Genomic DNA, 22,448 nt, shown 5'->3' on the forward strand with positions numbered 1-22,448 from the left:
ATAATAGCTTCCCCCGTTTACGGGGGAAGTGGCGAGCACAGCGAGCCGATAGGGGGCTGCGACAGCTCTACTGTAGTTTACATACTCTTAAAGATACCGAATATAAACGTAGATGTTCGAGACGATGATCGTGAACACCATGACCGGGAACGCGACCTTCATGAAGCCAAGGAAGGAGATCGGACGGCCGCGCTGTGCCGACATCGACGCGACGACGACGTTCGCACTTGCACCGATCAGCGTTCCGTTGCCGCCGAGACACGCGCCGAGAGCAAGCGACCACCACATCGGATCGAGGTTGCTGAGTCCCATCTGTCCCATATCCTGAATCAGCGGAATCAGCGTGGCGACAAACGGGATGTTGTCGATAAAGGCAGAGGCAAAGGCACTCATCCACAGAATGAGAATGGCGGTTGCCTCGACATTGCCGCCCGTCGCCTTGATCGCCTCAGCCGCAAGCATACGGATGACGCCCGTCTCTACGAGTGCACCGACAAGGATGAAGAGCCCGCCGAAGAAGAAGATCGCGGGCCACTCAATCTTTGAGAGCACCTTGACAATCGCACCCTCATCGCGCGTCGCCGTGAGAAGGAGGAGGAGACCTGCGCCCGAGAGTGCGACCGTCGCGGACTCAAGGCCGAGACTGCCGTGCAGGACAAAGAGCGTAATCGTGAGGAAGATAACGGCAAGGCACTTGCGCAGAAGAGCATGATCGGTGATCTGTGCGCCCGCAGGGAGACGCATGATCTTATCCTGCAGCTCCGGCTGAGTATGCAGGCCTTTATGGTAGAGGCCAATAAGAATGAATTGTACCAAGATAAAGATAATTATCGAGATCAATGTAAGGTTCTCAACGAACGCCATGAAGTCGAGCCCGACCGCGCTGCCGATCATAATGTTCGGCGGGTCGCCGATGAGCGTTGCCGTTCCGCCGATGTTCGATGCCAAAATCTGCGAAATGAGATACGGCATGACGTCGACCTTGAGCTGTGACGTGATGCTGAACGTGATTGGTACGGTAAGCAGAACCGTCGTAACGTTGTCCAGAAGAGCCGAGCAGACCATCGTAATGGTCGAGAGAACGACGAGGAGCGCAATGGGCTGCGCCTTGACCTTCTGCGCCGCCCAAATGGCGAGGAAGTTGAATAGTCCCGTCTCACTCGTAATATTGACGATGATCATCATGCCCATGAGCAGTCCGAGCGTATTGAAATCGATATGGTGAACTGCGACCTCCTGATCGATGATCCCGAAGAGTATCATGAGCATGGCGCCAAAAAGTCCCACGATGGTGCGGTGCACCTTCTCGGAGATGATGAGCGCGTATGCGACGACAAATATGACAATCGCCACAATCGTTGCTGTTTCCATCATTACACATCCTTACTTCTCGTTATGAGAAATCCATCACGTCGCCGTGATAATCACCTGTCGGCCGCTGCGGCGGATCTTCAGCTTGACATTCGTCTCACCCTCCTGCGCGAGTGCCAGCTTCAGCTCCAGCAGAGCCTTGCCGAGTTCTTCTGCCTGCGCGGCGCTGAGTCCCGCACGCGCGAGATCGGCGGGCGGTTCCTTTGCCGCTGCCGCCTGGGCTCGTTCCTCTGCCTGCCGCTCCTGACGCAGCATGGTCTCGGCGAGAGTTTCCTCTGCCTCGTGCCCCTGCATCATATCCTTGTCGGACAAATCTTTTGGTATCTTTGCCACAGCAAACCTCCTCCTGCCGTCCGTGGCACATAACACATCGAGAAAAAGAATGCGCTACTTGATTTTGCTCCACGTATCCTTCAGCCCGACGATGCGGTTGAACACTATATGATCCGGCGTAGTATCCGGGTCAACAACAAAGTAACCGACGCGCAGGAACTGATAGCGCGTCCCTGCCGCTGTGAGACGGACGCTCGGCTCCACCTTCGCGTCTGTCAGCACCTCAAGTGAGTGCGGGTTGAGCGCCGCAATGAAGTCTGCCGGCTCCTCCTCGCCCTCCTCTGCCGTACGCAGTAGGCTGTCATAGAGGCGCACCTCCGCTGTGAGCGCATGCTCTGCCGCGACCCACTGGATCGTCCCCTTCACCTTGCGGTTCGCCGCCGTACCGCCGCTCCGCGTCTCTGGATCATAGGTACAGCGCAGCTCCGTGATCTCGCCCGCCGCATCCTTTACGACTTCCTCACAGCGGATAATATAGGCGTGCTTGAGGCGCACCTCGCCGCCCGGCTTCAGGCGGAAGAATTTCTTCGGCGCATCCTCCATAAAGTCTTCGCGGTCGATGTAGAGTTCGCGCCCAAAGGGCACATATCGCCGTCCTCCGTGCGTCGGGCTGTTCTCGGCGAGCAGATACTCCGTCTCGCCTTCGGGATAGTTGGTAATGACGAGTTTCAGCGGATGCAGTACCGCCATAATGCGCGGCGCGTTGCGGTTCAGCTCGTCGCGTACACAGTGCTCGAGCATGGCGCTGTCCACCGTGCTGTTGCTCTTGGCGACGCCGATCTCCTCACAGAACGCACGGATGGCTGCGGGCGGATAGCCGCGCCGCCGCATCCCCGAGATCGTCGGCATACGCGGATCGTCCCACCCGCGCACATGCCCCTCCTCAACGAGCTGGCGCAGCTTGCGCTTGCTCGTGATCGCGCCCGAGAGATTCAGACGTGCGAACTCGATCTGACGCGGCCGCTCCCCCGCAGGGAAGCCCAGTGACGTGAGCAGCCAGTCGTAGAACGGGCGATGCTCTTCGAACTCCAGCGTACAGAGCGAGTGCGTAATGCCCTCAATCGCATCCGAGAGCGGATGGGCAAAGTCATACATCGGATAGATACACCACGCATCGCCCGTCCGATGATGAGACACATGGGCAATACGGTAGATCACGGGGTCGCGCATGACGAGATTCGGCGACGCCATGTCGATCTTGGCGCGCAAAACGCGTGCTCCGTCCGGAAACTCACCCGCACGCATACGCGTGAAGAGATCCAGATTCTCCTCGATCGAGCGCCCGCGGCACGAACTTTCCTTGCCCGGCTCGGTCAGCGTACCGCGATAGGCCCGGATCTCCTCCGCCGTGAGATCATCCACATAGGCAAGCCCCTTCTTAATCAGCTCGACTGCATATTCATACAGCCGCTCGAAATAGTCCGAGGCATAGAACCGCCGATCGCCCCACGAGAAGCCAAGCCAGCGGATATCCTCCTGAATGGAGTCCACATACTCGACGTCCTCCTTCGTCGGGTTCGTATCGTCAAAGCGCAGATTGCAGAGACCATTGTAATCCTCAGCAACACCGAAGTTAAGGCAGATGGACTTTGCGTGTCCGATGTGCAGATAGCCGTTCGGCTCGGGCGGAAACCGCGTATGGATCCCCTCCGCATGTCGTCCCGCACGCAGATCTTCGTCGATGATATTTCGGATAAAATTTGATGTCTTTACATCCGCCATGTTCCTATCCCTCTGTCCGTATAATTCGATATCAATCGTTCTGTGCGCAGTACCGATCGATGTAAGCGCGCAGCTTCGCTACGCCCTCGGCAATCCCCGCCTGCGCAGGAAGGCTCGCAATAAAAGTGTCCACATAGCCACGTTCTACAATGCGGCGCAGCGTCCACATAAAGTTGATATCGTAAATCCACATGAGACGTACGATCTTGCGGTCTCCATTCGTACGCAGACGGTAGTAGTCCGCCTGTCGTCCTGCGGCAAAGTCCGCCACGAAATCGGGGCTGACCTCCTGCGCTGCGTCCGACGGGACGAAGTTCGGTGCCTTCTCCGCGCCCTCCGGCGTGAGGAACGGGAGGAGAACGCGATAGATGTCAAGCTTGTCCGCATCACGGATTACCTTGGCAAAAAACAGCTTGCGCTCATCTCTGGTCGGAGCAATTTCCTTTTTGTTGTGATATTTGATCGCAAAACGCACCGCCTCTGCATCCACATCGCTAAGCGGCGCGAGGATATTCTCCTCTGCGAGTACCTTCAGTCCGAGTTCCGCATGATCCTCCGACGCAGCATCGTTGAACGTCCGATAGCGGGCATACTGCCGAAACCGTCCAACATCGTGAAAGAGTCCGATGATCTCAGCAATAGCCATATCGTGCGCATGGCATCCAAGATGCTTGGCAAGTGCGCGGGCATGTGCCGTCACATAGCCGGTATGAATCTCCTTGAGCTGAATGCCGCGCATGACCTCGGGGTCATTGGTACGAAAGGAGCGCATATAGGCATTCATCCATGTGTGCATTTCATGCAGGAGTTTTTCCATCTGCGTTCCTCCTTTCACGTACATCGCCCCGATCATCCCTCCTCGGGCGGAACATAGCTCTCGTCAAAGTCCGTCGCGACCAGCGTCGCCTGTACCTTGTCTGCCATGCTCTCCTGCACGACCAGTCCTGCAATGATATTGACCGCAGGATGTGCATGCCCATGGATATAGCGTACGGCCTCATCCACATCACGCAGACTCATCGCGGGGCCTCCCGTGAGATTGAGGACGACGCCGCGTGCGCCCGCCGTATTGCGGTCGAGCAGCGGACTCTCCATTGCCTTTCGCACCGCCTTCTGCGGCGTCTCATCGGTACCGATGGCGAGCAGGGTTTCGCTCGATGCACTCTGCCGAAAGATCGTCGTCACATCGGCAAAATCAACATTGATGACCCCCGTGGTCAAAATCAGTTCTGCCACGCAGCCAACCGTCTGCCGCAGCACCTCATCGGCAAGGGCAAAAGCATCGACAAACGACATCTTGCGGTCGGGGGCAATCTTCAGGAGGTTGTCGTTGCGCATCGTGATGAAGGCATCTGTCATGCCCTGCATCCGTGCGATCCCCGCCTGCGCCGTCTGCATCTTGCGCGGCATCTCAAAGTGGAACGGGCTCGTCACCACGCCGATGGAGAGGATCCCCATGTCGCGTGCGATCTCCGCCACAACAGGTGCCGCCCCTGTCCCAAGGCCGCCGCCCATCGTCGCCGTGATGATGACGAGATCCGTCCCCTCAAGCATCTGACGAATCGCCTTTTCCTCGCTGCGCGCTGCCTCCTCACCGACCTCGACTCTGCCGCCCGTGCCGCGCCCCTGCGTCAGTTTTTCACCGATGGGCAGCACGGTGATCCCCTGTTTTTCGAGCGCATGCAGCTGACGAAGATCCGAGTTGAGCCCGACAAGTGTCATATCGAGATCGTAGTTCTCACGCACACTGCGCAGGATATTCCCGCCGCCGCCGCCCACGCCGACCACCTTGATGGTAATTTTCGCCTGAATAATTCCCTCAGTCGGCATATCGCGCCTCCTTATTCTCTACACGCTTTCGGTGCTGCCTGTGCCATGACCGCGCCCGCAAGCAGCAGAGCGCAGCCAAGTACCTGCACTGCGCTCATCGTCTCCCCCAGAACCGCCCATCCTGCCACGGCGGCAAATACTGCCTCCATCGACATGAGAATCGCCGCCTGCGTCGGCTCGACATGCGCCTGCCCCAAAATCTGACAGGTGTATGCGACACCGCAGGAGAGGATGCCCGCATAGCCGATCGGGACCGCGGCGGCCGAGAGCGCCGCCCACGTGCAGGTCTCAAAACATACAGCGAGCAACGCGCTGCCGAGCGTGCAGATCAGCATCTCCATAAGGCACAGCTCGATGGCATCCACCATGCGGGCAAAGCGGTCAATGAGCAGAATCTGTACCATCCAGAAAAATGCACAGAGAAAGACAAGTACATCGCCTTGGTTCAGCGTCGTTTCCCCGTAGGCAGAGAGAAAGTAGACGCCCAGAAAGGCAAGGAGCGCACCACCCCACTGCACCGCTCGGATACGGTGACCAAGCAGCACTGCCGCAAGCGGCACGAGTACGATGTAGAGCGTCGTGATAAACGCCGTCTTACCCGCTGTCGTCGAGAGGAGCGCCACCTGCTGCAGCGTCACGCCGACAAACATCGCCAGCCCGACGGGAATCCCGGCGCGAAAGCCCGAATGGAACGTGCCCGCGCGCCGCTGCGCCTTACGCTGTCCGCGATAGAGCAGCCAGAGCGCCGTCATGAACAGGGTCCCGAGGGCAAAGCGCGTTGCTGCATAGGTATAGGGACCAAGCCCCTCCATCCCGAGAATCTGTGCGACGAACGTCGTCCCCCAGAAGAAAGCCGCCGCCAGCAGCATCAAACTCCCACGCAGGCGCATCCTAGAGCACCTTTGACAGGAAGCTGCGCGTACGCTCCTCCTGCGGATGCTCGAACACCTCGCGCGGTGCCCCCGACTCAATGATGCGTCCCTCGTCCACGAAGAGCAGGCGGTCGCCTACCTCACGGGCAAAGCCCATCTCATGTGTCACAATAACCATCGTCATGCCCTCGTTAGCGAGGGCACGCATGACATCGAGCACCTCGCCGACCATCTCGGGATCGAGTGCCGACGTCGGCTCATCGAAGAGCATCACCTTCGGGTGCATCGCGAGAGCACGCGCGATGGCAACACGCTGCTGCTGACCGCCCGAGAGATTGTCGGGATAGGCATCCGCCTTCTCCGCCAGCCCCACGCGTGCCAGCAGCTCACGCGCCGTTTTCTCAGCATCGGCGCGTGCGATATGCTTTACCTTCATCGGGGCGAGCATGATGTTGTCGAGCACCGTCATGTGCGGGAACAGGTTGAACCGCTGGAACACCATGCCGACCTCTTCACGCACTTTATTGATGTTTGCCTCGCCCGAAAGTGTGATGCCGTCGATGGTGACCTCGCCCGCCGTCGGCTCCTCGAGATGATTCATGCAGCGTAAAAGCGTGCTCTTGCCTGAGCCGGACGGACCAATGATGACAACGACCTCCTTCTCCGCAATGGAGAGATCAATGCCCTTCAGCACCTCATCCGTGCCGAACGACTTACGCAGTTCTTTAATCTCAATCATGGACGCGGCACCTCCGTTCCAGATACGCGACAAAGCGCGAGATCGTCAGCGTCATCACGAGGTAGATCACGGCGACGCTCATCCAGATTTCAAACGACCCGTAAGTCTTCGCGATGATGAGCTGACCGCGCCGCGTCAGCTCCTCAAAGCCGATGACGGAGACAAGGGACGAATCCTTCAGCATCGCAATAAACTCGTTGCCGAGCGGCGGAATGACGCGCTTGAACGCCTGCGGCACAATGATGTAGCGCATGGTCTGCAGCCACGTCATACCAAGCGAGCGCCCAGCCTCCATCTGCCCCTCATCGACCGACTGTATCCCCGCACGAAAAATCTCCGCCACGTACGCGCCGGAGTTGATGCCGCAGGCGGAGATCGCTGCGATGAACGGATCGATGCGCTGCCCCGTGATCACAGGAAGGGCAAAGTAAAAGAGGAAAATCTGCACGAGCAGCGGCGTGCCGCGGAAGAACTCCACATAGACCTCCGCCAGCATCCGCAGCGGGCGCAGATGCGAGATGCGCGCCACGCCCACGACCAGACCGATCACAAAACCGATCGCCGTCGAGAGCACCGTGATCTGAATCGTCACGCCCGCACCGACAAGCAGGAGCGGGAACGAATTAACCACGAGATTCATATCGAAATTCATAAACTCATCCATTCCGTCAATAGTACGACGGCATAAACAGCCGTCTTAAGAAAGCACTGATCAATTCAGCGCCATCATCTTGATGCATCTTTTTGCCCGCACTTCGGCGGGAAATTCTCCACAGAACACCATTCTGCCTCCGGTTTTCCACCTCGTTCGAACGAAAAATCTATGCCAATCTGACGAACTTCTTTTTTCAGTGATTCCTTAATATTATATTTCAATCCCCCTGTGCTGTCAATAAATTCACGCTCTTTACAGCTGTTGTATTACGTTAATTCACATTCCCAAATCTCACGGCACATTTCTCTGTTTTTGTCCCATTCATTGTAAGGTTCACTCTTCGTTCGATGAAATCCAAATTTATCATAAAGATGGCGTGCAGGCTTTAAGAGATCGAGTGTCCCCAGAAAGAGCTGGCGGTAACCTTTTCTGCGGCAAAAAGAAATCGCCTCCGCCAGCAGACGATTTCCAAGCCCATGTCCCTGCACATCCATATCTACACCAAGCCAACGCAGCTGTGCCCGATTCGTCCCCTTTTTGATGACTGCGATATCACCGACCATCTTCCCATCCAGTTCGGCAATCCACATCTGACTGCCCTCCACGTCATCGTAGAGCTCCGCCATCCCGCGCAGCATCTCCTGTTCATAAAATCCGTTAAAGCCATACTGACGCTTATAGAGCTCGTATTGAAAATAACAGACCTTGCTTGGATCTCCCGGCTGATAGGTACGAAGTATGATGTCACTTGACATCTTCTCATCCCCTTTTTATTTGAATAGATAAACTAAATTTCCCCCATAAGCACACGAAAGATGCTGCTTATGGGGGACTGCGGTCGTTTACAAGTCAATATTGACCCATGGATATATGGTTACAACTTCTTAGACAATGCCTCGATGTTGTCCGACATTGCCTTTGCCTCCTCAACCGAGGCACTGATCTCCTTCATGTTCGCCGCCTGATTCTCAATCAGTCCGTTGATGGACTTAATGCGCTCGGCGATATGACTTGCCGCCTTCTCCATGGATTCGAGTGCCTCGAAGATCTTGCTTGCGGCATCGCGGCTGCTGTCGGCAAGTTTTCTGACCTCCTCCGCCACAACGGAGAAGCCGCGTCCTGCCTCGCCCGCGCGTGCCGCCTCGATAGAGGCATTCAGTGAGAGAAGGTTCGTCTGCTTTGAGATCGTCATAACGAGCTCGGACATCTTGAGCGTGTTCTCCGTCTGTCCGCGCGTATCCTCTGCAGCCTTCGTGATCTCCTCCTGTACGTTTGAGATCTCCATCGTGCGCTCCATCGTCTGACTCACGCTCTCCGTGATCGCATCAATCGACGCATACAGGCTGCTGAGCATCGTCTCAAGCTCGCCGTAGAACTTTTCCTTCTTCTGTGCGGTCTGATCCAGCACCTCCGATTTCCGCTTTTCCTCGTCGATATCGACAAAGACACCGATGATCTCCTCCGGGTGCCCGCTCTTGTCGCGTACAACATTGCCGGACGCATGGTACCAACGATAGCTGCCGTCATGAACCTTGAGACGATAGTCTGCATTGTACTGCGTATGACCCGTGAGATCCCGAATGCAGGCGTTGAAGGAGGAAAACGTTCCCTCCACATCGTCCGGGTGCAGACGCGAACTCCACGACTCGATTGTGTTTGGGAAGTCCGATGCGTCACGGAAGCCGATCATACGGCGGAACTCATCCGACCAGATTGCATAGGCAATGCTGAAATCCGGATTGATCTTCATGTACCACATACCGGATTTGATTGCCTCGTTGACCGTACGCAGACGAAAGCGCTGATACTCAAGCTCCTCGTTCACACAGTCGATCAGTGCATTCAGCTCTGCGGCGTATGGCTCGCTGTCATGCAGCTTTGAGAACAGCTCATTCTTCTCATGCCCCGCAATAATTCCCTGAATCTTCCCTGCAAAATCCTGTGTATCACCGGCAGCGGCACTGTTCTTGTCCAACATTGCATTCCCTCCAAAAACATTTCTCAACCTTAGATTTATTGTACCATATCATCCTATATATGCAAGCAAAAAGTCTTCGGCCTGATGCACCGCCCTAAGTTAAGGAAACACTGATAAAATGAGGTATGCCAGATTGGCGTAGATTTTTTGTCCGATTGAGGCAGCAAACCGGACGCATAGCGAGGGCTATGTGGAGGATTTGCTAACGAAAAGCGGGCGAAAAAGATGCGTCAAGATGGGCGTGCCGAATTTATCAGTGCTTCCTTAAAATGGCCGCCGATAAAATGACATTCGCCAGATCAGTGTCGTTTTTTCGTCTGAATGTGTGGTACTCCGAATGCAGCGTGGTGCTCTGTGGAGGATTTTCCGTCAAAGTACGAGCAGCAAAAACTACGTCACGGGGGTATCATCGAATGTATCAGAACCTCCTTTACTCCACAGCCGTCAAAAACTCCTGTCGCGACAGTCGGAATTCATCGCCATAAAGAATCCATGCAGTCTCTTGTATGCCAAATACAATATCTTGAGAAACATTGTAGGCATATCGCGCCCACGGATGTCCAATGTGCTTTTCCCGTATGGCCGTCATCTGCGCCAGCGAAGGGTCTTCTAAGTACTGCTTGCCAAACCCTTCTTCCCGCGACCCCGCGTTTTCGTGGCTGGGGAAGAAGAGGTAGTCAGGATTCGCAGCAATAAGCTGCTCTTTTGTCATCTCCTGTCCCATATGATTCCCTGCTGCAGCCTTTGCATTGATGGACTCCGTATAACGACAGAGTTCATCAAAGGTAGACCCCGCGCCGCCATAATTTGGCATAATGGAAATAAGCGCAATACGCTTGTGTTTCTTCTCCTCCGGCACTAAGGCAATTTTCTCTTGGAGCTCAGTAAGTTTGTCTTCCATTTTCTTAATGAGCTTCTCCCCGCGCTCCGATTCTCCAACAGCCGCAGCAAGCAAGCGTATATTTTCATGGATATCGTCTATGGTGGCTGCTGACTTGAATACAACAACAGGTATATTCAGGTCTCGTATTGCATCGACATTCTCTTTCGGCAGCCATTCCGGAACAGCAACGAGATCCGGCCGCAAAGCAGCGATTTCCTCCACTGATGGGTTGCGAGAAATAACATTTGAGATTTTTTCACGTACCCATGGAATATTCGTATCCTCTGTATTGGCAAGAGTCTCATTGATGGCAGCCATGCGCTTCGGCTCCACAAGGCCAAGCATCATCTCATCACTGCTCGCGCCAATCGTCAGGATCCGTTGAGGCTTATGCAAAATAGACACAACCGTCCCATCCGCATCAGTAACATTGTAGGTGTTCTGAGCCTGCCTGTCCGAAATACCACAGCCCGTCAAAGAGAATAACAGCATGAATATGCACGGCAGCATCACTGCACGCAGCCATCTGCTCATCGTTCCACAACTCCTTTTATCCCTCTCATGAAACTTGCCTCATTATTTTGTAAACTCCCCTCTCTACAGCGCAGAAAGGGGAGTTACTGTGTTATAAAGTTATGAGATACCCGAGCGACGCACCACATGGGAACGCTGCCGGAAGGAAACGTTAGAAGCTCTGCTCCACACCGACCATGAAGTTGCGTCCGGGTGCCGTCCACCACTCTCCGGGAGCGCCCCACTTTACATTCGAATGCTCGGCATAGAACTGGTTGAAAATGTTGTTCGCCTTGAGATATACCTTTGTTGCGTCGGCAATCTGATAGTTCATCGCAAGATCGACGACCCAGTAATTATCCGTCGGGAAAGCACCGCGTACCGGTCCCGGGCGTCCAACGATCCCGCGCGCAAGCAGCGACGCATCGAATGCACGGTTGCGGTAGTCGACACCGATGTTCCACTGATCCTCGGGCAGATAACCGTCTGCATTCACGCCTCTCTGCTCCGTCTTGCCGACATGCGTCCGTGTATAACCGAGGCGCGCGCGCAGATGCGAGTCAACGCGCTTCGCGAGCTGCAGCGACCAGCCATGGGCATCCTCATCGCCGACATTGATGTTCACGTATGTCACAGGATGGTAACCGATACGATCCTTCGAGTGGCGCTTGAAGTAGCTCGCCGTGAGGCTGAAACCTCTGCCAAAGTCACGGGCAATACCGATCTCCTTCGTGTTGCCGGACTCGGGCTTGAGGTTTGGATTGCCGTATGTCGGCGCATAAAGTTCATTCGGCGTCGGCGTGATGAAGTACGCACTGTAAGAAGCATAGGCGTGCGTCATCGGATCAATGTCATAGCCGAGGCTGACACTCGGGCTGTTGTGACTGCCAAAGGACGAGTTGCTGTCATGACGAATACCCGCTGTGAGTTTCAGCGTCGGAAGGATGTTCCACTGATCCTGCAAATAGAAGGAGCGATTGATGAGCGTACGATCATCAATGCTCACAACGCCGCGGTTCTTGATCGTCGTATCATCCTTTGTGAATTCAAAGCCCGCTGTCAATAGATGATCGCCGAGCTTCTTGTCGAATTGGTCGCTGAACCTCCATGTCTGAATATCGTACTCATCAAACGACTGCGCCGGCAAAAGTGTCCACCCATCAATGTAGTGACTGGTAAGATCATACGCATACTTACTGCGCGAAGCACTCATCTGATTCTTGGTTGTGTCATCGATTTGCACGTTCCAGATCAAATCACCATCCAAATAATCATAGTTTCCACGATTGACATTGAGCCCCTGCCGCTTTTCATAGAGTGCCTGATAGCGATCCGAGTCCTTATACGAACGCAGATTAAACGCAAGATAGGAGGCCTTGCTCAGCTGCTTGCCAAGATGCAGGCTGACGGAGTTTGCATCGAGCTTCGACGGCGTTGTATCGCCGTGTGCGTCCTTGAAGTCTCCGCTCTTATCCTTCTGGTATTTGATGCGCCAGTCCCATCCGCGCTCACCGCCCGCATTCGCGATGCTGTACTGCTGACGCCCATAGCTGCCGTAGCCGATGCCGAGCGTCGTCTTCATCCCCGATGCCTTCTTCGTGATGATGTTGATGACGCCGCCCTTCGCATCCGATCCATAGAGCGTTGACGCCGAGCCGTGCAGTACCTCGATGCGGTCGATGCCGCTAAGATCCTTCATCGCAGATGCCAAAGAGGCCGAAAAGCCCCCCGCATAGTTCTGGCGGACACCATCGATCAGAAGGACCACATGTTCCGACCCGTTGATGTAGAATTTATTGCTGTTGTTATATCCCGCCGGTGCATACGCATTGACCGTAACACCCGGTACATCGCGCAGTGCTTGCGTGAGGTCGGTGTAGTGGCGGCGCTCGATGTCCTTGCCTGTAATCACCGTGATATTTGCATCCGTCTTGAGTTCCTTATTCGGGGTTCTTGTCGCCGTGACGACCGTCTCCCCCAGAGTATGTTCATCTGCCGTATCACTCACATCGGCTGCGAATGCATGCCCGCCCATGGACAGCACGCTTACACTGAGGGCTGCTGTCAGAGCAGCTCCTAGCTTCTTCCTTGAACCCAATCGCTTCATCTCGTAATCTCCTCCTAAAACATTACACATTACTGCAGGGCAATACACCATCTATTCATCTGCTGCGAAGGGATGCACTTCGTCAGTCAGAGAAAAGCATATTCAGGAAACACTGATAAATTCGGCACAAGCATCTTGACGCATCTTTTTGATGCATGGCATGAATCATGGAAATAAAAATCCCCTTCCTGCGATACAGAAAGGGGATAGACTCACGAAAAAATATGATTTGGGCGCACAATATACGCTCACGATAGAATCCCTTCCCCGTCACTCGCAGGTACAAGCAGTGATTCATAACTAGGCAGTTCTCCTGGCTCCAGGTCATCGTTCACCTGCTCCTTCCCAGAGGACATTCCTCCAGTGGCAAATCGGGGCGGCAGATCATCTCTGCACGCCCTGCAGGCTCGCTCGCTGATACAGTGGCGGGACCGCTTCGGCATCGGTCTGCATGGCATACGGCCATAGAGCCTTCACCGAATTCTCTATTAAGTCTTTGACACCTAACTCGACAATATTCAGTTTTCCAGTAATTCAACCTATTGTACTATAGTACGAATTTATTGTCTTGTCAAGCGCAAACATACCAACAACACTAAATCCCGATATAGGGCACTACGAATACATGACAAAGCAGTGCTCGATAAAAGGGAAAAGACACACCATGCAGTGAACCTGAATCTATCGGTCGTGCGCTGCGGCGCGCTGCTGTATGCGCAGCTTACTCGCCAGATCATCACGGGAACGATGCTGGAACTCGTGAACGAGATACATTGGCTGGACAGTCTCGACGATACGGCGTGCCGCATCGGTATGAAACGGCTGATGCTGATCGACATGCATGACGTAGTCCATCGCCGCCTGCCAGTCGAGCGATGTCTTCCATCCTACATGCCGACGCATCATCTCCCGCGTATATGCCCCTGAGAGGGACTGGTGCAGGTGAATGCCATAGACGCGCTTTCCCAATTCTCCAAGCTCGTGGTAGATCTTTTTCACGTATGCCGCGCCCTCCGCCTCGCTCTGCAGATCCAAGTTCGTGTTCATCAGATGTCCCGTGTCGAACATGAAGCCCGTGTCGGGATAGCTGACGCGCTCCAAGAGCTCAGCGGCGAGCTGCGGTTTTTGAAAGGTCAGTCCCGGCCACCAGAGATTTTCAAAAAGGAGTTTGCAGCCCCTCGGTATCTCGCCGGCAATCGCATTGACAAGCTCGATGGCCGCGCGAACGACGTCCTCATCCGTGACAGAAAACATGCGCGTATACATCTCCGATGTGCAGTTATGTGCAACGTGGAAGACGAGATACTGCGGCTGACACTCTGCCGCCCGCCGCAGATTCTCCCGCCAGCCCTCCACCCAGTCGGCAACATCCAACGAGCCGTAGTAGCCTCGGATATTGTCCTCACTGCCGAACTCCGCCATGAGTGCGGTCCGATCCCCACGCCAAAAGTCAACCCACGTCGGCCAAAACAGGAGATGTACCCCCTTGATGTACGTGGATGGAAACAACGTGCGATCCCACGGCGCACAGAGCATGAACTCGATGCCGTCAAGCCCCGGTTCCTGCAGGATGGCAGGAAGAGCATCCGTATCGCCGTGAAGGATATGCTCCACATCGCAGTCCGCATTGGAGAGATTGGTTAAGGTAAGCATGGTCAGAACTTGTAACTGTAGCTCAGGAGGAAGTTGAACGGTGCAACATAATATTTTGTCCCTGAGTGCCCCACTGTATCATCACGGTTGAGCACGTTGTCAATGCGCAGATTGATCTCGCTGTGCTCATCGGGTGCATAGGCTGTGTTCCATGTCGTGAGCAGATACGGTTTAGAACGAAATGCGGGCTTGCTGTTTGGCGTCTGTACACGATCAGCAAGATAAGAAGCAGTGAGCGCAGATGTCAATTTTCCTTTGTGGTAGTTCACGCCTCCTGTCAGCTGAACTTTTCCAAATGTACGCACCCATCCAAGTTTATTCTCAGTATTCTTTGTCATCGGATTCTGCCACGTTACCCCCCAGTTGTAGGAGAAGCCATTTGCTCCCCGAATCTCATGGGAAAGTTCCACTCCAACGTTCCGCATCTCCTCATTCGTATAGTAGCGCACCGGATTTGTCAGATCGTCAATGTGAGGAGTGATATTATCCTTAACACGTATATGGAATATTGCAGCTTTCCATGTATGTCTATCATGATTCTGCTTCCAACCAATTTCATAATTGATGCCTTTCTGTGGACGCAGATTCGGTGAAGGCAGCTGTGAAGCATTATCGTTATACATTTGTGCAAAGGTTGGCATGACAAAGGATTGGCTGATATTCAGGTATAGGCTGTTCTCACGATCGAGCTTGTGCAGCCACTGCCCAGATGCGCTGAGGTTGCTGTAGTTCTGACTGCGTGGAGCCCCCGTTGTCCACGTCCCGCGCAGTCCGAAAATACCAGTATTTCTCTTATCGAAGCGCTGCTCCCACTGTCCAAAGATCCCCCAGTTATTACGAGAATAACGTTCATTTCGAGTGCTGGCAGAGGTGGGAAGCGCCGCATACATTTCGTGCACAAGGTCAAAGCCCAATATAGCGGTGGATTTTGGACTCATCTTCCAAGTGCGCTGTACATCCATACCGTATGAACTGTTCTTTTCACGCGTATGGTACCAACTATTCCTTCTCTGCCATGAACGGATGATGTATGTAGGTCCCTCATATGCCAAATTTCCCGTATTATAGAACAAGCTTCCCTTCCAATTGGCATCCTGATAATTCAGCTGCGTAATATACTGTTTTGTTTCATATTTACGGGCTTGAATTACATCCCCCACACGCAAGCCTGAAGTGCCTCCCCGTGCCTGAGATACCTCACTCGTATATTTCCCCTCCGTTTCATAGTAACCAAAAAGGAAATTCAGTCTGGGGTTCACTTGATAAGAAAGCCCTACATTCTGTCTAATGATATCTCTGACATCCAGACGCGTCTCTCCTCTAAAACGAGCAGTCGATGCACTTGCATAGCTAAGCCCGTCTCTGCTGCCCCATTTATCATAGTTATAGTAGAAGTTAACGCGCTCATCCCCGACGCTGACACCGTAGCTGCGCTGTCCATAGTTGCCGAGGCCCACATGAACCTCGTTTGTACCCTTTTTCTTTGTGATGATATTAACAACACCGCTGACTGCCTCACTGCCGTAGAGGACAGACCCACTCCCTTTGACAATTTCAATACGTTCGATGCTGCTTGCGGGAATTTGGTCGATGTTATACTTTCCGCGCCATGCTATCGGATTCCCGTTCATAAGAACGAGTGCGCCTCCCTTAATCCCGCGCAGATTTACTTCATTCGTCATGGATCCCATCGCTGCACCATTGGGGCCGAAGGACTTATAGGCGAAGCCATTCACCTTCGCAAGTACATCCGACGCGTTTGCCGCCCCGCTGTCCTTGATTTCCTGCGCCGTGATAATCGTCGTCGCAGCAGGCACATCGAGGTCACGCTTCTTCGTCCGCGTCGCTGTCACTACGGTCTCACCGAGAGCATGCGTCGCAACCTCCTCGCCGGCGGGTACATCGGCATCCGCCGTCTCCGCCGCATAGACCTGTCCCGTCGTTGCAGAAAGTGCAATCGCCGCTGCCAAAAGTTGTTTGTTCCACATTTGCATTACCATTCTCCTTCTTTAAGAAAACACTGATAAGCCACATCCATCAGTGCATCTATGAGATTGTGACTATATTTATGATCACTGCCCAAATACATGGGCGAAGTGATTTCATGATTGTTGTATCTGTCTCCCGCTGTGCTGTTGCGATGCCTGCGCGCCGTTCCTGCCATGGCGCGGTAGGGCATCAGAACTTGTAGCTGTAGCTCAAGAGGTAGTTAATCGGCGCCGTATAGTACTCCGATCCGGCATGGGACGTGCTGTCATGCCGATCGAGGACGTTGTCGATGCGCAGACGGATCTCACTGTTCTCATCGGGCGCATAGACCGTATTCCACGTTGTGAGCAGGTACGGCTTCGTCTCATAGGCAGGCTCTTTGGATGGCAGCTGGACACGCTCCGCCAGATAGGATGCGGAGAGATCGGACGTCCATTTCCCACGCTGATAGGAGATCCCACCCGTGAGCTGAACCCGCCCGAAGCTTCGTTCCCAGCCGAGATTCTTCTTAGTGCTCTTCACCTGAGGATTCTGCAGGGTCACGCCCCAGCGATAGGAAAGCCCATTCTTGGCTTGGATGCGATCTGAGAGTTCAACCCCCGTATTGCGGAAGTCCTCATTGGTATACTGATACTGACCCGATCTAAGTAGGCTCGCAGAGATATTGTCCGTGACGTCCATGTGGAACAGCGCCGCCTTCCACGCATGCCCGCCGTGCGTCTTCTTCCAGCCGATCTCATAGTTGATGCCCTTCTGCGGCCGCAGATCGGGTGCTGCCTTCTGTCGGCCGTTATCCGTATACATCTGGGAGAATGTCGGCATGACAAAGGACTGCGTAATGTTCAGATAGACACTGCTCTTCGCATCGAGCTTATGCAGCCACTGTGCCGAGGCACTGAGGTTGCTGTAGTTCTGGCCGCGTGCCGCCCCTGTCGTCCACGTCTCGCGCAGACCGATGATCCCCGTATTGCGTGCATCAAAACGCTGCTCCCACTGTCCGAACAGTCCCCAGTTGTTGCGTGCGTACCGCTTGTCCTCCGTGCTGGCAGGTGTCGGCAGCTTCGCATAGATCTCATGCGCAAGATCCATGCCGACGACTGCCATGGCTCTCGGATGGACCTTCCACGTACGCTGCACATCGACCCCATACGTCGTATTCTTTTCACGAGTATGATAGAGCTCATTCGACCTACGGGAAAAGGGGTTGTCAGAAAAACGAGCGACGCCAGCATAATCCAGCGTCCCCGTGTTGAAGAACAGATTCGCCTTCCACGCACGGTCGTGGTAGTTCAGCTGCGCGATGTACTGCTTCGTCTCGTACGTGCGGCGATTCATCGGATCACCCACATGGATGTGATAGGTGTTATGCGACGGATCAACGGCGGTAAAGGTACGCGCATACGTCCCCTCTGTCTCGTAATAGCCGAGCTGGAAATCCACGCGCGGATTGATGCGGTAGGTCAGTCCCGTATTGCGCTTGATGACATCGCTGATGTCCGTTTGTGTCGACCCATGAAAGCGCGTGACGGCATAGTCAGTATTGGTGACACCGCCCTGCCGCCCCCACTTATCGTAGTTATAGTAGAAGCCGAATTTCTCATCGCCGACGCTCACGCCATAGCTGCGCTGTCCATAGTTGCCGACCCCGACATGCACTTCGTTGGGCATTGTTTTTTTCGTGATGATGTTGACGACACCGCTCACTGCATCACTGCCGTAGAGAACGGAGCCGCTGCCCTTGACGATCTCGACGCGTTCGATCGTGCTCGCAGGGATCTGATCCAGATTGTACTTGCCGCGCCATGCAATCGGATTGCCGTTCATGAGGACGAGCGCACCGCCCTTCAGACCGCGGATGTTCAGCTCGTTCGTCATGCTGGCCATCGCCGCGCCGTTCGGTCCAAAGGAGGTATACGTAAACCCATCCGCCTTTGCCAGCACATCCGATGCCGTTGCCGCGCCGCTCCGTGCAATCTCCTCTGCCGTAATGGTGGCCGTCGCAGCCGGCACATCGACATCACGCTTCGTCGTCCGCGTCGCCGTGACAATGGTCTCGCCGAGCGTGTGATCGTCTGTCGCCGCCGCGGGCTCCTCCGCATAGGCCTGTCCCGTCAGTGCGGAGAGCAGGACTGCCGTCGTCAGTATTTTCTTTTTCCATCGTCTCATGATAATATTTCCCCCATAAAGATAGCAATACTCATATTCCAGTCCTTATTCCAAACGGAAGTAAAATGTCCACGGAAAAACCCCCTTGCGTCCATTGTCCCCCGGATTGAACTGAAAGCGATAGCCCGCCGCAATCGCCGCGCGGTCCATCGCACTGTAGCCGGAGGAGGTGACGAGCTTGACAGACTCGACCGAGCCGTCTGCGGCAACGAGAATCTTGACCGTCACCGAGCCCTCGACATCATCCTCGATGAGTTCCTGTGGGTACTCAGGTGTCGCCTCTGCCCGCAGGCTCGCCGCGACGCGCTCTGCCGGCGGGGCGGGCGGAGCGGCGGGAGCTGCATCTCCGCCGCCCGATGTGCCGGATGTTCCGCCCTTCGTCCCTGTCCCCGCTGTGTCACCGCCGCCGCTGCCCGCCGTCCCCGTCTGCGTCCCGTCTGACGGTTTTGACGGCGCGGCGGCAGACGTTTGGGGATTGCTCGTCTGCTTCAGTGTCTCCTGCGGCGTTTCGGGCGGAAGTGTCTTATCGACGATCACAACGTCGCTCACCGCACTCACTGCCGGAGCGGCTGCCGAATCACCTGCGGCAGCCGCGGCGGGAGGTCCCGCATCGTAGAGCGTGACCTCCACAGGGGTATCCCCCGTCTGCGGCACGGCAATCGAGAACAGTCCCAATGCCCCCGCCGCCAAGAGGAGAATCACATGCAACGCCAGTGACAGGCTGAGTGCGGTGTATGTCCCCCGTTTTTCCTCCATTACCGTATCCATTTCACCCCTCCAGTTTCACACGACGCCGCAGCAGATACAAGAAGTACGGCGTACCGATAAATGCCGTCATGATGCCGACGCGAATCTCCATCCCGGGGAGAAGAATCCGCCCGATGGAGTCGCAAAGCACGAGAAATGTCGCCCCCGCGAGAAGGCTCGCAGGAAGCAGCCGCCGATGATCGGGGCCGACGAGCAGGCGCATCATGTGCGGGACAACCAGTCCAACGAATCCGATGTTGCCGCTGATGCAGACCCCCGTCGCCGTGGTGAGTGCCGCAAGCACGAGGAACAGCAGGCGGAACGGCGTCACAGACATCCCCGCCGTGCGCGCCTCCACCTCGCCGAAGGCGAGGAGATTCAGATGCCGCGCGAGGAGCAGCATCACCGACGCGCCGACCCCGATCGGCCCAATCCCCAAGAGGACATGATCCCAGCGGCGATAGTCTAAGCCGCCAATCGTCCAGAAGAGATACTGCTGCATCTTCTGCTCGTTGAGAACCGTGAGGATCGCCGCCGTACACGCGGCGAGGAACATCCCCACCACAACGCCTGAGAGGAGCAGTGTCATGACTGGGATTCGTCCGTGGCGCATGGAGAGCGATACGGTCAGCCCCACTGCGAGCATCGCCCCGACAAAGGCAAAGGCAGGGAGCAGGAGCACGCTCGATGCACCGACACCGAGACCGATGGCAAGCACGGCACCGACCGATGCCCCACTCGACACGCCGATGATGCCGGGATCGGCAAGCGGATTGCTGAAGATTCCCTGGAGCACCGCCCCCGATATGCCCAGCCCGGCACCGACCATCAAGCCGACGAGCGTGCGCGGCAGACGGATGTGCAGAAGTACCGCCTCCTGCTCCGGTGTGAGGATGACGTGCGGGAGAATGGGCAGCCCCACGGCATGAGCGAAGTACGCGACGACGTACTCCGTGCTGATGTCATACTGCCCCGAGCACAGAGACAGAATGACAACCGCAGCGAGCGCCCCAACGAGCCCTGCGAAAAAAACACGCTGTTTCATTGTGCCGTCCTCCCCTCTGCCGAAGTCCCAAGGATCACGCGGAGGAGTGCCTCTTTCTCCGAGCGGCTTTCATCTGCCTCCGTATAGACCTCCAGGTGATGCGTCAGCGGATTCTCGGCGACCCGCACAGGCGCACCGTACGCATGGGTTAAGAGCGCGTCCGTCAGTACGTCCTGTGGCCGCCCGTCCGCGAGCAGCCCGCCGCCCCCGATGAGAAGGAGGCGCGAGCAGAACCGCGCCGCGAGGCTCAGCTCATGTGCGACGAGAAGCACGGTCTTGCCCGCTGCGCAAAGCTCACGGCAAAAGCGGAAGATTTCCTCCTGATAGATCACATCCAGCCCCGTTGCCGGCTCGTCGAGAAAGAGCACGGGTGTCTGCTGTGCGAGCACCTTTGCGAGCAGGACGCGCTGGCGCTGTCCGCCCGACATGGCGTGGAGGGGCTTGTCCGCCAGTTCCGAGACCCCCGTATAGGCCATACACGCTGCCGCAATGGCGCGATCCGATTCCGTTTCCTGCTGCCACCACGAAAGGTAGGGATAGCGCCCCGCCAACACGACATCCAGCGCCGTGTAGTCAAAGGCAATATCTCCGCCCTGGCGGAGGTATGCCGCACGCTGCGCAAAGTCACGCGGCGAGAGCAGCTGTATCGGCAATCCCATCAGCGTCACCTGCCCCGCGAGTGGCGGCAGGATGCCGCGCAGTGTCTTGAGCAGCGTGCTCTTCCCTGCGCCGTTCGGTCCGATCAGCCCGATGATCTCCCCCACCCCCACGGAGAAGGATACATCCTCGAGGATCACCTTGCCATGATGGCCGGCATAGAGTTTCTCAACGCGAATGATTTCCTCCAACATCGTCCCCCCCTCGTACTCAGTCCACGGCCGAAAGATGCTCGTCCGCAGGCTGCCGAAAGGCGTCGCCATAGACGCGGTAGGCAATCTCCTGCACGCCGAAGACGAAGTCCTGTGAGCAGTTATAGATATACCCCTCGAACGGTTCGGCAAACGCCTGGTTCCGAATCGCCTTCATCGTCCGCAGAGAGGGGTCTCCAAGATACTCCCTGCGGAACTTGTCCACATCATAGTTCCCGTGATCGTTGTACGTTGGCAGGAAGAGAATGTCGGGATTAATCGCGACAAGCTGCTCTTTCGTCATCACTTGTCCATCACGTATGCCGAATGCGGCGCGCCCATTCGTAACCCCTGCGAGAGAACAGGCCTCGTCAAAACTGCTGCCGATGCCGCCGTAGGCACTCATGAGTGAGATGAGGACGACGCTCTTGCGCTGCTCCGGAGGAATCTGCTGCACCTTTGCCTCAATCTCCGCCAGTTTTTCATCCATCATGGACTGCAGCCGTGCACCGCGCTCCTCTTCATCCGTCGCTGCCGCGAGCAGCGCGATCGTCTCACGGATTTCTGTGAGATTCTTTGCCCCTTTGCAGACAACCACCTTCACCCCCGCCTCGCGCAGAGACGGCACGATGGAGAGATCCCCCCAGTCCGGTACAACGACGAGATCGGGCTGCAGCGCCATGATCTCCTCCACGGTCGGATTTCCGATGCGGTGTGGAATCGCTTTTACGAGCGCTGTCACATTGGAGCTCACAGGATCGTCAAGGAGTCCATTCACCGCCGCCATGCGCTCCGGCTCGACCAGCCCCAGCATCACCTCATCCGTGCTCATCGACAATGTGACGATGCGTTTGGGCGGCGCAGGAAACGCGGTGACTGTCCCCTCAACATCTGTCACCTGATATGCGACAGGCTCTGACGAACGGGATCCCGACGGACTGCACGCCGCAAGCAGAAGACTCAGCACGCAGAGGAGGAATGCCATGTATTTTCTCGA

19 protein-coding genes and 1 riboswitch are annotated in these 22,448 nt (G+C 55.7%); all 19 genes read right to left on the reverse strand.

What is annotated here, in order from left to right; all coding sequences use genetic code 11:
• Window positions 1-87 precede the first annotated feature (87 nt).
• On the reverse strand, window positions 88-1,374 hold the full coding sequence (locus HMPREF9166_RS04085) for an ArsB/NhaD family transporter (RefSeq protein WP_006689822.1): 1,287 nt from the start codon (window positions 1,372-1,374) through the stop codon (window positions 88-90).
• 33 nt (window positions 1,375-1,407) lie between these two features.
• The gene (locus HMPREF9166_RS04090) at window positions 1,408-1,704 is read right to left on the reverse strand and encodes a hypothetical protein (RefSeq protein WP_039980991.1); all 297 of its coding nucleotides are present in this window, start codon (window positions 1,702-1,704) and stop codon (window positions 1,408-1,410) included.
• A gap of 54 nt (window positions 1,705-1,758) precedes the next feature.
• Window positions 1,759-3,426: a glutamine--tRNA ligase/YqeY domain fusion protein gene (locus tag HMPREF9166_RS04095; protein WP_009442790.1), complete on the reverse strand. Its 1,668-nt coding sequence runs from the start codon at window positions 3,424-3,426 to the stop codon at window positions 1,759-1,761.
• Between the two features lie 31 nt (window positions 3,427-3,457).
• Window positions 3,458-4,243, reverse strand: a complete 786-nt coding sequence (locus tag HMPREF9166_RS04100) for an HD domain-containing protein (RefSeq protein ID WP_039981596.1) — start codon at window positions 4,241-4,243, stop codon at window positions 3,458-3,460.
• A 32-nt stretch (window positions 4,244-4,275) separates the two neighbouring features.
• Window positions 4,276-5,256 (reverse strand): cell division protein FtsZ, encoded by a 981-nt coding sequence (locus tag HMPREF9166_RS04105; protein ID WP_009442792.1) that lies wholly within the window; start codon window positions 5,254-5,256, stop codon window positions 4,276-4,278.
• Between the two features lie 11 nt (window positions 5,257-5,267).
• Entirely contained in the window at window positions 5,268-6,146 is an 879-nt protein-coding gene (locus HMPREF9166_RS04110; protein ID WP_009442793.1) for a DMT family transporter, read from the reverse strand.
• 1 nt (window position 6,147) lies between these two features.
• Window positions 6,148-6,867 carry an amino acid ABC transporter ATP-binding protein gene (locus HMPREF9166_RS04115; RefSeq protein ID WP_009442794.1) on the reverse strand — a complete coding sequence of 240 codons (720 nt, stop codon included), beginning with the start codon at window positions 6,865-6,867 and terminating at the stop codon, window positions 6,148-6,150.
• Window positions 6,860-7,519, reverse strand: a complete 660-nt coding sequence (locus tag HMPREF9166_RS04120; RefSeq protein WP_172664524.1) for an amino acid ABC transporter permease — start codon at window positions 7,517-7,519, stop codon at window positions 6,860-6,862. Before HMPREF9166_RS04120 ends, HMPREF9166_RS04115 begins: the two co-directional genes overlap by 8 nt.
• A gap of 269 nt (window positions 7,520-7,788) precedes the next feature.
• Complete coding sequence (locus tag HMPREF9166_RS04125) at window positions 7,789-8,277, reverse strand: GNAT family N-acetyltransferase (RefSeq protein WP_009442797.1); 489 nt, start codon at window positions 8,275-8,277, stop codon at window positions 7,789-7,791.
• Between the two features lie 119 nt (window positions 8,278-8,396).
• Complete coding sequence (locus tag HMPREF9166_RS04130) at window positions 8,397-9,500, reverse strand: methyl-accepting chemotaxis protein (RefSeq protein WP_009442798.1); 1,104 nt, start codon at window positions 9,498-9,500, stop codon at window positions 8,397-8,399.
• A 430-nt stretch (window positions 9,501-9,930) separates the two neighbouring features.
• Complete coding sequence (locus HMPREF9166_RS04135) at window positions 9,931-10,917, reverse strand: ABC transporter substrate-binding protein (RefSeq protein WP_371137021.1); 987 nt, start codon at window positions 10,915-10,917, stop codon at window positions 9,931-9,933.
• Window positions 10,918-11,068: 151 nt separating this feature from the next.
• Window positions 11,069-13,003, reverse strand: coding sequence for a TonB-dependent siderophore receptor (locus HMPREF9166_RS04140; protein ID WP_009442800.1), 1,935 nt, complete (start codon window positions 13,001-13,003; stop codon window positions 11,069-11,071).
• Between the two features lie 285 nt (window positions 13,004-13,288).
• A riboswitch (cobalamin riboswitch) is annotated at window positions 13,289-13,525 on the reverse strand.
• Window positions 13,526-13,684: 159 nt separating this feature from the next.
• Window positions 13,685-14,656, reverse strand: coding sequence for a TIM barrel protein (locus HMPREF9166_RS04150; RefSeq protein ID WP_009442802.1), 972 nt, complete (start codon window positions 14,654-14,656; stop codon window positions 13,685-13,687).
• Window positions 14,657-14,658: 2 nt separating this feature from the next.
• Window positions 14,659-16,656, reverse strand: coding sequence for a TonB-dependent siderophore receptor (locus HMPREF9166_RS04155; protein WP_009442803.1), 1,998 nt, complete (start codon window positions 16,654-16,656; stop codon window positions 14,659-14,661).
• Between the two features lie 178 nt (window positions 16,657-16,834).
• Window positions 16,835-18,811: a TonB-dependent siderophore receptor gene (locus HMPREF9166_RS04160; protein WP_009442804.1), complete on the reverse strand. Its 1,977-nt coding sequence runs from the start codon at window positions 18,809-18,811 to the stop codon at window positions 16,835-16,837.
• Between the two features lie 45 nt (window positions 18,812-18,856).
• Window positions 18,857-19,579, reverse strand: coding sequence for an energy transducer TonB (locus tag HMPREF9166_RS04165; RefSeq protein ID WP_009442805.1), 723 nt, complete (start codon window positions 19,577-19,579; stop codon window positions 18,857-18,859).
• Between the two features lies 1 nt (window position 19,580).
• The gene (locus HMPREF9166_RS04170; RefSeq protein WP_009442806.1) at window positions 19,581-20,603 is read right to left on the reverse strand and encodes an iron ABC transporter permease; all 1,023 of its coding nucleotides are present in this window, start codon (window positions 20,601-20,603) and stop codon (window positions 19,581-19,583) included.
• A complete protein-coding gene (locus tag HMPREF9166_RS04175) occupies window positions 20,600-21,454 on the reverse strand; it encodes an ABC transporter ATP-binding protein (protein WP_039980999.1) in 855 nt (284 codons plus the stop codon). Before HMPREF9166_RS04175 ends, HMPREF9166_RS04170 begins: the two co-directional genes overlap by 4 nt.
• Before the next feature lie 16 nt (window positions 21,455-21,470).
• Window positions 21,471-22,436, reverse strand: a complete 966-nt coding sequence (locus HMPREF9166_RS04180; RefSeq protein WP_009442808.1) for an ABC transporter substrate-binding protein — start codon at window positions 22,434-22,436, stop codon at window positions 21,471-21,473.
• Window positions 22,437-22,448: the final 12 nt, after the last annotated feature.

It is taken from the genome of Selenomonas sp. oral taxon 149 str. 67H29BP (assembly GCF_000146365.1).
Classification (GTDB): domain Bacteria; phylum Bacillota; class Negativicutes; order Selenomonadales; family Selenomonadaceae; genus Centipeda; species Centipeda felix.